At 55.0% G+C, this 13,063-nt stretch carries 7 protein-coding genes; 3 read left to right on the top strand and 4 right to left on the bottom strand.

Annotated features, from left to right (window positions below; genetic code table 11):
- Positions 1–140: 140 nt before the first annotated feature.
- Positions 141–1,391: an N-acetylmuramoyl-L-alanine amidase AmiC gene (amiC, locus tag ABLV17_RS20545; protein WP_113372955.1), complete on the bottom strand. Its 1,251-nt coding sequence runs from the start codon at positions 1,389–1,391 to the stop codon at positions 141–143.
- A gap of 226 nt (positions 1,392–1,617) precedes the next feature.
- On the opposite strand from amiC, the gene argA reads away from it, so the two are divergent.
- The 3 genes from argA (at position 1,618) to ABLV17_RS20530 (ending at position 4,607) form a co-directional block, all read left to right on the top strand.
- Positions 1,618–2,949, top strand: a complete 1,332-nt coding sequence (argA, locus tag ABLV17_RS20540; protein ID WP_015369939.1) for an amino-acid N-acetyltransferase — start codon at positions 1,618–1,620, stop codon at positions 2,947–2,949.
- A 604-nt stretch (positions 2,950–3,553) separates the two neighbouring features.
- Positions 3,554–3,874: a hypothetical protein gene (locus tag ABLV17_RS20535; RefSeq protein ID WP_308958584.1), complete on the top strand. Its 321-nt coding sequence runs from the start codon at positions 3,554–3,556 to the stop codon at positions 3,872–3,874.
- 427 nt (positions 3,875–4,301) lie between these two features.
- Entirely contained in the window at positions 4,302–4,607 is a 306-nt protein-coding gene (locus ABLV17_RS20530; protein WP_143115452.1) for a hypothetical protein, read from the top strand.
- Between the two features lie 34 nt (positions 4,608–4,641).
- Here ABLV17_RS20530 and recD read toward each other — a convergent pair whose 3' ends face one another.
- The 3 genes from recD to ptrA are packed head-to-tail and all read right to left on the bottom strand — an operon-like array spanning position 4,642 to position 12,904.
- Entirely contained in the window at positions 4,642–6,480 is a 1,839-nt protein-coding gene (gene recD / locus ABLV17_RS20525) for an exodeoxyribonuclease V subunit alpha (protein ID WP_308958585.1), read from the bottom strand.
- Positions 6,477–10,022, bottom strand: coding sequence for an exodeoxyribonuclease V subunit beta (gene recB / locus ABLV17_RS20520; protein WP_348854573.1), 3,546 nt, complete (start codon positions 10,020–10,022; stop codon positions 6,477–6,479). Before recB ends, recD begins: the two co-directional genes overlap by 4 nt.
- Positions 10,019–12,904 (bottom strand): pitrilysin, encoded by a 2,886-nt coding sequence (gene ptrA / locus ABLV17_RS20515; RefSeq protein WP_213316459.1) that lies wholly within the window; start codon positions 12,902–12,904, stop codon positions 10,019–10,021. Before ptrA ends, recB begins: the two co-directional genes overlap by 4 nt.
- Positions 12,905–13,063 lie beyond the last annotated feature (159 nt).

Genomic DNA, 13,063 nt, shown 5'->3' with positions numbered 1-13,063 from the left:
CTCGTCGGGCTCATAACCCGAAGGTCGTCGGTTCAAATCCGGCCCCCGCAACCAACACATTGAACACCCTAAAGGGTGTTTTTTTGTTTCTGCCATCCGTAAATACCGCTACAAAAAAAGCGCCCGAAGGCGCTATTTTTTTATCCGCGTCTGGCCAACGTCGCCCCATCGGCAAAGTAGGCTTTGATCCCCGCCAGAATCGACTCCGCCACTTCCTGCTGGAATTTCGCGGTCTTCAGTTTACGCTCTTCTTCGACGTTACTGATAAAGGCCGTTTCGACCAGAATCGAAGGGATATCCGGCGCCTTCAGCACCGCAAAGCCCGCCTGCTCCACCTGATTTTTATGCAGCTTATTAATATTGCCCATTTTTTGCAGCACCGCTTTACCAAATTTCAGGCTGTCGGCGATGGTCAATGACTGCACCATATCGAACATGGTGTGATCGACGTAACGATCGCCGCTCTTGCTGACGCCGCCGATTAAGTCCGAGGCGTTCTGCGTTTGCGCGAGGTATTTTGCGGCGGTACTGGTCGCGCCCTTGGTCGAGAGCGCGAACACCGAAGAGCCGCTCGGCTGACGGCTGGTAAAGGCGTCGGCGTGAATCGAAACGAACAGGTCGGCACGCTGCTTCTGCGCCTTGGCGACACGCACCTTCAATGGAATAAACACGTCTTCGTTACGGGTCATAAAGACCTTCATATTGCCTTCACGCTCAATGAGCGCGCGCAATCGACGGGCAATCTGCAGCACCACGTCTTTCTCACGAGTACGGTATTTACCAATCGCGCCGGAGTCTTCACCACCGTGGCCGGGATCGAGCATGATAACGATAGGACGATCGCGCCCGGCTTTCCCCGGCTGCGGCCCGCTCTCTGCCGGCGGTACCTGACGTTCCAGATCGCCTTTGTTGTAATCTTCCAGTAACGCCAGTAGCGGATCCTGCACATCGGTGGCCGTAGAGGGATAAAGGTCCATCACCAGACGCTCTTTAAAACCGGCGACCGGCGCCAGCGCAAACAGCTGCGGTTTGACGTTTTGTTTCAGTTCAAACACCATCCGCACGGTTTGCGGGTCGAACTGGCCCACGCGCGCGGATTTGATATACGGGTCGTCGTCGCGGATCTGCCCGCCCATCCCTTTCAGAACCGAATTCAGGTTAACGCCTTCAATATCAACCACCACTCGCTCAGGATTGCTTAACGCAAACTGCCGATATTTCAGTACATGATTGGATTCCACCGTGACGCGGGTGTAAGTCGACGACGGCCAGATACGCACCGCGACTACCTGCGCGGCGGCCAAACCGACCGGACTCACACTCATTAACCACATGGCGCCCGCCCCTTGTAAAAAACGACGGCGGCTTAATCCCGACTTGTATCCCGACATGCCACTCCCAAGCAAAAAAACGTGTTTGAAGCCAAAATGAACAGATTGACCAGAAACTTTAACCAAAGCCGCATAACCTGTCATCTATAAAAGGGTAAACAAACTTTGACACCCAAGGTTTTGTCACAATGTTTTCGTAAATTAGTGACAAATTAGGGGTTGCGCCACGAAGCAAAACAGAATAAAAATACACTTATTACGAATAATCATGCATTGAGGGTTTGTCATGGTGAAGGAGCGTCGCACTGAACTGGTCGAGGGATTCCGCCATTCTGTTCCCTATATAAACGCGCACCGGGGAAAAACGTTTGTCATCATGCTGGGCGGAGAAGCCATCGAGCACGATAACTTTTCCAGCATAGTCAATGACATTGGCTTATTGCACAGCCTCGGTATTCGCCTGGTGGTGGTCTATGGCGCGCGTCCGCAAATTGACGCTAATCTCGCGGAACACCACCACGAGCCGGTTTACCACAAGCAGACCCGCGTCACCGACGCCAAAACCCTTGAGCTGGTTAAGCAGGCCGCCGGTATGCTGCAGTTAGAAATTACCGCCCGCCTGTCGATGAGCCTCGGCAATACGCCCCTGCAGGGGGCGCATATCAACGTGGTGAGCGGCAATTTTATTATTGCTCAACCTCTTGGCGTCGATGATGGCGTGGATTACTGCCACAGCGGCCGTATTCGCCGCATCGATGAAGAAGCCATTCATCGCCAACTGGACAGCGGCGCAATCGTGCTCATGGGCCCGGTCGCGGTATCCGTCACCGGCGAGAGCTTCAACCTCACATCGGAAGAGATTGCCACCCAGCTGGCGGTAAAGCTGAAAGCTGAAAAGATGATCGGCTTCTGCTCGTCGCAGGGGGTCTACGACCAGCATGGCGAGATCGTTTCCGAGCTGTTCCCTAACGAGGCGCAGGCGCGGGTAGAGGAGCTGGAAGCGGAAGAAGACTATAATTCCGGTACCGTACGCTTCCTGCGCGGGGCGGTGAAAGCCTGCCGCAGCGGCGTGCGCCGCTGCCATTTAATTAGCTATCAGGAAGATGGCGCGCTACTGCAGGAGCTGTTCTCACGTGACGGTATCGGTACGCAGATCGTCATGGAAAGCGCCGAGCAGATCCGCCGGGCAACCATTAACGATATCGGCGGCATCCTCGATCTTATCAGCCCGCTGGAGCAGCAAGGCATTCTGGTGCGTCGCTCGCGCGAACAATTGGAGATGGAGATAGATAAATTCACCATTATTCAGCGCGACAACACCACAATCGCCTGCGCCGCGCTCTATCCGTTCCCGGAAGAGAAAATCGGCGAAATGGCCTGCGTAGCGGTGCACCCGGATTACCGTAGTTCGTCACGCGGCGAGGTACTGCTGAGCCGTATCGCCGCCCAGGCGAAGCAGATGGGGCTCAGCAAGCTATTCGTGTTGACCACCCGCAGTATTCACTGGTTCCAGGAACGCGGCTTTACCCCGGTGGATATTGATTTGCTGCCGGAGAGTAAAAAACAGATGTACAACTATCAGCGTCGTTCGAAGGTGTTGATGGCTGACCTCGGCTGACGGATACTCCCCCGGATAGCGGCTTGCGCCTTATCCGGGCTACCCGACTGCAAATAGGCATATCCCACGCCTTCAGAACAGTAATTTTGTTCTATCACCGCCACATCAGTGACACATTTCCAGCATCCGGGCTTTATTCCTGGTTTAATGTCGATGTATATCTTTATCACTGCATCAACGCTATGATCCCTCCTAACGAATGAAATCCCAGAACATTATTGATAAACATGATGGATAATGCCTAAATCTGATAATTGGATTACTAGTCGATCGCGGAAGGTTGTTTCCACCATTGCTATATATCCATGGTTAATAATATTGATAGTACATATTAATCAGAGTCTCACCCCCGACAATTTTACAGAAGATGGATTACATCTACTGGCTCTTATCACTTTATTATCGATTATTAACCTTACGCTTTCGCTTATCACTATCGGATGCATGAGTGTTTTTACATTGCTAAAACCGAGAAGGCTAAAAATCTATTTCTGCGCAATGAACACCATGTTACCGCTTTGGCTATATCTTTATACTTAACAGCAAATTACGATGTATTTCCGGTAAGAATAGTTAAAAAGCGCCATCAAGGACAGGTATAATTATGGAAAAGAAACCTAATTGGCTAGTCAGACATATAAAGAAAATAACTTTCACAGTATCAATTTACCCGTGGGTTATTATTATTGCATTAATTTTGGATTGCTATCAGCATCCCATAAGCGGTTATGCGGCGATAGGTGAAGTTGTGGCCATATTCTTTTTAAGCATAATTTTATCTGTTCTTAATTTAATTATATCATCAATCATTATCATCTCTGCCAAGAAATCAAAACCTCCGCTCACCAAAGGCTCGCCTACTTATTTTCTCGCCATGAATTCGATTTCAGCATCATGGATAATTCTTATGCTTTTATGGCAATAATAATCATAATGACTATAGCATTAACTCTTTAAAGTATAATAATACATAAGGATATATACTTATTATGGAAAAGAAAGGCAATTGGCTGGTCAGAAACATAGGATGCATTTCAACATTTATTGCATTGTATCCCTGGTTTTGCTTACTGCTGGTGCACTTAACGAATAATGGCGTTGCAGCATTTTTCGGCTATTTGAAGGTTAGCTTTTTATCATCCATAGCCAACTTAATCATTTCAACAATCATCATTATTAGTGCAAAACACTCAACACAACGGATAAGAAACAGTGCAATATCATATTTCTTTTACATGAATTCAATAGCGCCAGTCTGGATGATATTAATGTTTATAATATATTAAACACATTCAAACAGAACAATATAGCTAATTATATTAGAGAACCACTCCAAAAGATAAAGGTTAACAATGAAAAAGAAAACCAACGTAATTACCAGAAACATAAAAAAAATCACCGCCGTGATTTCTATTTACCCTTGGATATTATTACTTTTAGCAATGATGAACAGTGGACCGGCCTATGCAGCCCTTGCCGCTGCCGCTATGGTTATTCTTTTATTTATCGTTTTATCCATCGTTAATCTTATTATTTCAGTGGTAATTATTGTTATTGCTGATATATCAACGCCAAGTACTCCCAAAAGCTACGTAGCCTATTTCTTTGCCATGAACTCAGTCTCTTTACTCTGGCTATTACTTTTATTTGCTTACTAATCAGAGGTGAAGAGCGTATTCACGCCCTTCCCCACTACCCGTGTCCGGCGAAAATCTCCGCCAGGCCGCTGCGCCGTTCAGTCCGCGTCACGATGGCCTGCGCCAGTACCTGCTCGTCGGCGTAAAGCGACAGGCGCCGTTTGGCGCGGGTTATCGCGGTATAAACCAGCTCGCGGGTTACCAGCGGTACGCTACGAGAAGGTAAGATCAGCGCCGCATGATCGAACTCCGAGCCTTGCGACTTATGCACCGTCATTGCCCAGGCGGTATCATGTTCCGGCAAGCGGCTTGGCTGCACCGATTTAATACTGCCATCCGGCATCGGGAACCACACGCGAAGTTCGCCGTCCCTTTCCAGCGCAATACCGATATCGCCGTTAAACAGCCCCAGCGCGCTATCGTTACGGGAAATCATAACCGGACGGCCATCGTACCAGCGTGAATGGCGCGGTAGCGTAATCGCCCGCTTACGGTGGAGCATCAGCTCCAGCTGTTCATTCACGCCGCTTACTCCATAAGGCCCTTCACGCAGCGCGCACAGCAGCTGAAATTCGCCAAAGGCGGCAATCATCTGTTCCGGCGCGGCCTGCTCGCGGCGAAGCTGCAGATAACGGCCGTAGCCCTCCTGCGCCGCCATCAGCATCGCTTCATACTCCTCGGTGGTACTGAGCGGCTGCAGAACGATATCCTCAAACGGCTGGCGTAACGTCGCTTTCACGTCCGCACGCGCACCGGCGTTGACCGCCCGCGCCAGGCTGCCGATACCGGAATGGCTGCCAAAGCGGTAGCTTTTTTGCAGCAGACACAGACTATCACGCAGCGCTCCGGCCATCTGCCCCTCGCCCGCCGGCACCGTTGCGCCAGTCAGCCGCGACAGCTCTTGCGCTCGCGCCGCGGTATAGCCGGACGTCGCCCAGGCACAGATATCGCCAAGCACCGCCCCGGCTTCCACGGAGGCAAGCTGATCGCGATCGCCAAGAAAGATCACCCGCCCGTGTTCCGGCAAAGCATCAATCAGGCGCGACATCATCGGTAAGTCGATCATAGACGCTTCGTCGACCACCAGCACATCCAGATGCAGCGGATTACCGGCGTGGTAGCGCATGCGCTGGCTACCGGGCTGCGCGCCCAACAGGCGATGCAGCGTACTGGCATCGGCGGGAATCAGCGCTTTTTGCTCCTCGCTAAGCGGAAGTTTTCTTAACGCCGCCCCAAGGGATTCCGTCAGACGCGCCGCGGCTTTGCCGGTCGGCGCCGCCAGCCGAATTCGACAACGCGGCGTGTCGTTGATCTGAATCAGCGCCGCCAGCAGCTTCGCGACGGTAGTGGTTTTTCCCGTACCCGGGCCGCCGGAGATCACCGAAATGCGCCGGGTCAGCGCCACCGCCGCGGCGACTTTTTGCCAGTCAATATCGTCGGTTACCGGAAAGAGTTCATTCAGGGTTGCCGTTAGCCGCTCTTCATCGACCTCAAGCACCCGGTTCGTCTCATTAAAGAAGCGGGCGACGGTGAGTTCATTACGCCACATGCGGTTCAGGTACAGCCTGTCGCCGCATAAAATCATCGGCGTCGGTTCGTCGCCGCGGCTCACCGCTGACGAAGAAAGCAACAATTGAGGCCAGTCCTGCGGCTCTCCGGCCATTGCCAGCAACTGGTCACGGATCTCGCCGGCCTTGCCGCTTAGCGCTTCTTCAGCGTTGAGGCGCGACAGCGGCAGACAGACATGACCTTCTCCGGCATCCCGGCTCAGCAGCGCGGCGGCCAGCTTCACTGCCGGAGGGGCATCCTGCGCCACCATCAGCGCAAACTGAACGTCCAGCGGCCGCAGCAGACGCTGCTCGGCGGCGGCCAGTAGCAGTTCATCCATAGTCATGAGTCCACCTCCAGGGTAACGCCGGCAAATAGCGCGTCGAGACCGTCAATCAGCGGCTGCGCCGGGCGGGTGGTGAAGATCCCCTGCCCGCCTTCCTGCCCATCCATGCCGCGTAAAAAAAGATAAATGACGCCGCCAAAGTGCCGCTCGTAGTGATAATCGGCAATACGGTGACGCAGATAACGGTGTAGCGCCAGGCTATACAGCTGGTACTGCAGATCATAGCGATGCAGGCGCATCGCCTGGATCATCGCCTGCTGGGTGTAGGCTTCGCGGTCTTCGCCCAGCCAGTTAGATTTGTAATCCAGCAGGTAATAGCGGCCATCGTGACGAAATACCAGATCGATAAACCCTTTCAGCATGCCGCGGACCTGGCGGAAATCGAGCGCCGGGGTGTCAGCCGACAGCGGATCATAGCGGCGGATCAGCGCGTCCAACTGCAGCGGATCCAGCGGTTGTTCAATCGGTAGATAGAAGGCCATCTCCACCTGTTTATCTCGCGCGCCCAGCTGATTCAGGGCGATTTCCGCCCCCGGCAGGCGTGTTCGCAGCACGCCGTCCAGCCATTCGCTCAACACCGGCGCCCACTCTTCGCCAAAACCGTGCAGCTGCAGTTTTTGCGCCATCCAGTCAACCGGTACCGGCTGGCTGAAATCGAGATCCTCAAACAGGCTATGCAGGAAAGTCCCCGGCGACGCGCCGCGCGGGAACTGATGAGGCGTGAGCTGCGGCTCTTCCGCCACCTCGCCAACGCCCGCGGCGTCGATATCGAGGCGCGGTAGCAGCTCCTGCCCGGCGCTGGAGCCATGCTGCTGCAGGCCGGAATAACTGGTCACCCGCCAGTCGTCACTCACCTGGCGTTCAACCGTCCGCGCCGAAAGCGACGGTAGCGCGTTTTCCGGCGCCTGCCACGGCGTCTGGTCCATGGTATCGGGAATACATAGCGCAATATCATCGTGGCATAATGCCTGTAGCCGCGCGGTCAATCCCGCCGCGTCCATCGGCTCGCCGTCCTGCAGCAGACGGCCGAGGGCGCTGTGATGAAAATCGCTGTTGCCAGGTTTATCGCTACGGCGGGTACTTAACGGCGCAACCCCGAGACTGCAGTGCCACACCGCGCGGGTCAGGGCGACGTACAACAGGCGTAAATCCTCCGCCAGGCGCTCGGCTTCCGCCAGCTCAAGGCTATTCTCCCCTTCTCCAAGGTCGAGGACCGCGGCAAAGGAATCGCGGTCGTGATAAAACGCCTGATCCTGTTTACGAAAGCGCGCGATAAATGGCAGCCAGACCAGCGAATATTCCAGTCCTTTTGATTTGTGGATAGTGACGATTTGCACCAGATGCTTATCGCTCTCCAGACGCATCTGCTGGCTGGAAGCATTGCTGTCCGGCTCGGCGATATGTTGCGTCAGCCAGCGCACCAGCGCGTGCTCGCTCTCCAGCTGATTAGCCGCCTCTTGTAACAATTCGCTGATATGCAAAATATCGGTCAAACGGCGTTCGCCGCCGTGGGTCGCCAGCAGGTTTTCGGCGATATGACGCGCCCCCATCAGCGCGCGCAGCATCGGCATTACGCCGCGCTGGCGCCAGATGTGACGGTATTCACTGAACTCCTCTACCAGCGCATCCCAGGCACGTTCATCCTGATTGAGGTTTTCGATATCCTGCGCATTAAGGCCAAACATCGACGTTGCCAGCGCGCTGCATAGCGTGTTTTCACGCTCTGGCGCCAGTACCGCCTGTAGAACCCACAGTAATTCCTGCGCTTCCGGGGTTTCAAAAACGCTGTCGCGGTTTGAGAGATAGACCGACGGGATCGACAAGAGCTGCAGCGCATCGCGAATAAGCGCCGCTTCGAGACGGTTACGCACCAGCACGGTGATATCGGAGGCGCGCACCGGCTCGGCTTTTTCGTCGCGCCACAGCAGCGCGCGCCCCTGCTGGCCGGCGCTGAGCCAGTCGCGGATCTGCGTCGCGCACAATTGCGCCATAAAAGACTGATAATCGCCAGAACCGACGGCTTCGCCAGGCATTAACCACATGTTCATCGCCGGGATCGGCTTCTCATCAATGGTAAAGCGCAACGTCTGATTTTTAGCGGCTGGCTTCACCGGCAAGAATGGGATCTCGCGGAACATGAATGGATTATCACTCAGGCCGAACAGACGATTAACGCTCTGTACCATGCCCGGCGCCGAACGCCAGTTGGTATCCAGCGTATAGTGGGCAGCGACATCGCCGCGCGCTTTCATATAGGTAAAAATATCGGCGCCGCGGAAAGCGTAAATCGCCTGTTTCGGGTCGCCAATCAGCAGCAGGGCCGTATCCGGCTGACGGCGCCAGATGCGGCGGAAGATGCGATACTGCTGCGGGTCGGTATCCTGGAACTCATCGATCATCGCCACCGGGAAACGCTGACGAATAGCGCTGGCCAGCGCTTCGCCGCTGTCGCCGCGCAGCGCGTCGTCCAGGCGGCTGAGCATGTCGTCAAAGCCTAGTTCGCCTCGACGCCGTTTTTCGCGGGCGACCGCTTCGCGGATCTCCACCATCGCCCTGGCGATAACCAGATCGTTTAAGGTAAGCGGTGAGGCGAGCAGCGCTTCTACCGCGCTGAATAAGGGATGCAACGGTGGTTCGCCGCCGTCTTTGGTGCGCTCAATGAGGAACGGTTGCGAGAATTTTTCCAGCGCATCAGGCAACTGATAACTCAGCGTTTCTTCCTGCGCCCAGGCGCTTACCTTTTCGATCCACTTGCCCTGGTTGCCGCGGTTGAACTTGCGGCGATCGAGCCCTGAGCTTTCCAGCACGTTTTCAATTTCACCCACCTGTTCTCGCCACTGCTGCTTCAGCGCATTGATACGTTCAAGGATTTGCTGATGGCGGCTTGCCAGCGTCTCTTCCGCGGGCGGCGGCGATTTTAGCTGCGGCGCTTCGCCCTGCAGCCAGCGGTCGATCGCCTTAAGCAGGTCACGCGGCCCTTTCCACTGTTCATGGATCACCGCGGCGATATCGCGCGGCAGCGGATAGCAGTGGCGACGCCAGAAGTCGGCGCAGGCCTGATAACGCAGGCGGGACTCGTCTTCGATCAGTTGCTGTTCAAACAACATGCCGGACTCGAAGGCGTTGAGGCTCAGCATTCGCTGACAGAAACCATGGATGGTAAAGACTGCCGCCTCGTCCATCTGGCGTTCCGCCAGCATCAGCGTTTGCGCCGCCTGGTTTTTATCGGCGATTTCCGCGAGCAAAGAGGCATAGAGCGGATCGCTGGCGCTTTCGCGCAGGCAGGCAATCCGTAGCTCGTGGATATTACTGCGAATACGCCCGCGCAGCTCTTCCGTCGCCGCTTCGGTAAAGGTAACTACCAGCAGCTCTTCCACGCTGACCGGCCGGGGGAAAGCGGATTCTCCCCCCAGCCCCAGCAGCAGCCGTAGATATAGCGCGGCGATGGTAAAGGTTTTTCCGGTGCCCGCGGAGGCTTCTATCAGCCGCTCGCCCGTCAGGGGCAAGCGGAGTGGGTCAAGAGACTCAGCGGTTTCGGTCATTCATTCTCTCGCATCAGGGGTAAGGATTTCTGCAATGCGCTGACGCTTTCCCATACTTTACCGCCTTCAGGGGCGGCGTATTCCGTCTTGCCGTTCTGGCTGCCGGAAACCTGGGATAACAGTGCCATGCCTTGCGGATCCACCACCGTCTGATGGAAGAAATCGGCAAGTTTTTGCGGCGTCAGCAGTTTAATCTGAGCCACTACTTTATCACGTGAATCGAAGCGCATATTACCGCGATCGAAATCTTTGCTCAGCTTTGATGCTTCTTCGCTCAACGTTTGCGGCGCCTGCAGCATCTGGCTAATCGCCGCCTGCTGGATCTGGGCAAACTCTTCCGGTTTCATCGCCCGCAGTTTGGCTTCCGCCGTCGGGAAGAAGGCCTGGAAGCGCTGCCAGAGGAAAGCCGGCTGTTTATCGCTACTCTGTAACAGGAAGCCCATCCCCCACTGGCGGCCAACATTCATTGAGAAGGCGAAGACCGCATAGCCGAGTTGTTCTTCAGTACGTAACTGGTTGTAGAACCAGGGCTGAATAATCTGCCCTAACAGCGAACTGGCGGCCATGCTGCTGTATTCATCGACGTTTGGCGGCGCGAAAACCGCCGCCAGCGCGGAGTCGGTGCTGCTGCCTGCTTTCTCAAACATCGCCAGCTGTTTGCTGTCGATCAGCACGTCTTTGTTGCGACACCACTCGTTGCCATCGGCGCCAAGCTGTTTTTGGATCTGGCGGGCCAGATCGGTGGACTGTCGGGCACTCATGTTACCGATGACCAGCAGCTCCGGCCGCCCTCTTGCTTTCAGGTTATCGCGGTAGTTGATCACCTCTTTCAAGGTGATTGACGGCAGTAAATCGCGACGTGTTTTACGCTCGAAATAGGGTACCTGCGACAGCATCTGAATCGGCATAATCGCCTGGTCATAGGCTTTACCTTTGTCCGCCGAATCCATCATCTGGGCATACCAGGACTTCGCCTGCTCAAGCTGCTCTTCGGTCGGCGTATAGCTAAAGTAGCCGTCCAGCAGCGCGGTAAAGAGCTGCGGCAGACGCTGGGTATAGCCATTGGCATTAACCATCAGACCGTTGTTGGCGCCGGTCGAGAAGCTTATCCCGCCTACCGCGGCCTGGTTGCTAAGCTGGTCGAGGGCAATACCGGCCAGGTAATCATTCAACGCGAACATCACCTGTCGGCGCGCGCTGTCCATCGCCTGCGGGTTACGTAGCACCAGCGAGACGTCGGCTTTCGGTTCACTGGCAAAGTACTGGCTTGGCGCGTACACCACGCGCAGCGTCGGCTCATCGACGATAAGCTCCGGATGCGGGTACGCCTTATCGCTCTTAATCAGCGTGAAATCATCCGGAATATACGGGTTCAGCGCCGGCAGCTGCAGCTTGATGGCCGCAGATTTTTGCTGCCAGTTGGTGAAGGTCTGGGGGCTAATTTTATCAACCTGGTAAGGCGCGTTGACGAAATAAGCGGTTTTATTGTGCGGCTCATTCGGGCTGATGTACCAGATACGCGCATTTTGCGGCGTCATCATCGCCAGACGATCTTTAATCGCCTGGGCATCATAGCGGTCGGCGATATTAACCACGTCCAGTACGTGCTCTACCGGCACGCGAATCATGGTATCGGCCAGCCACTCCACATAATCCATATCGCGGCTAATCGACGGATAGCGGAAATCGAGCTCCAGCACGTGGGCTAATTCATCAAAGTAGCGCTTATCAATCCCCTGAGTACGCAGCAAATTCAGGTAGCTGAAGATAGCGGCGGTAACTTCATCGCGGTGCGCCAGGCCTTTATCGGTGAGGGTAGCGGAGATCGCCAGCACGCCGCTATTGCCGTTGACGGCCGGATCGGAATCCGCGCGAATCCCTTCCGCCAGCCCCTGCTTCTGCAGCCAGTCGGATAAGGTGCCCGGGCTGCGGTTGCCGATCATATAGGTCACCAGCTCATCGGTCTTGCTGCGAAACTGAGCGCTGTTGTTATCGATGCGGAATTCAACGCGCAGCACCTTACGCGGCATCGCCGGCACGTAGTGAATCACAATACCCTTCTGCGCATCGGTCACGACCGGTACGGTAATTTCCGGCTTACTGATGTCGTGATTTGGCACCCGTCCGTAGGTCGCGGCGGCAATGCTTGCCAACTCAGGCAGTGGCTTATTGCTGTAGATGACCGCCTTCATCAGGTTTGCCGAGTACCAGCGGTCGCGGAAAGCGTGCAGCGCATCAAGCACCGGGCTACCAGGCTTGTCGCTCAGCGTATCGAGGTTACCGCCGGAGAATTGTGAAGCCGGGTGCGCAGGGTTGATGGTTTCGGCGCTCACCTGCGCCATGCGCATCCCGTCCCGGGTGCGCGCCATGGTCAATTCGGCGTTGACCGCGTTACGTTCGCGTTCGGCATATTTTTTATCCAGCAGCGGCGCAGCAATGGCATCGGCCAGCCGATCGACAGCGCCGTTGAGAGCATCGTTTTCCACTTCAAGGTAGAACGCGGTGCGATACGGCGCGGTGCTGGCATTATGGCTGCCGCCGTGCATTTTGAGGAATTCAGCAAGGCTATCAGGCTGCGGGTACTTCTGCGAGCCCATTAAGGTCATATGCTCGAGATAGTGCGCCAGCCCTTGATGGTCGGCCGGATCCTGTAATGAGCCTACCGGCACCACCAGCGCCGACAGCGATTTTACCGCCTGCGGATCGGATACCAGCAGCACGACCATGCCGTTTTGCAGGCGAATGGCCTGATATTGACGGGGATCTTTTTCGCTTTTGCGGATGGTTTCCTGAATCGGTTGCCATCCGGTGTCTGCCTGACTTAACGGCGCCCAGAGGGCGACCACTACAACAAGAACTTTGAACCATAAACTGCGGGGCATTCACGGACCTCATCATTAACAAACTTCGCGCTGCATAGCGTCAGCGTGGATACCCATCATCAGGCAAAACGCCATCTTCAAGGTATTTACAACATCAGTCCGTGATTCGTTGCGCATAATAAATGAACAACCTTCTTTTGCGCAATTTTTATACTATTA

It is taken from the genome of Klebsiella sp. CN_Kp091 (assembly GCF_040065095.1).
Classification (GTDB): domain Bacteria; phylum Pseudomonadota; class Gammaproteobacteria; order Enterobacterales; family Enterobacteriaceae; genus Klebsiella; species Klebsiella aerogenes.
This window is presented reverse-complemented; position numbering and strand designations above follow the sequence as displayed.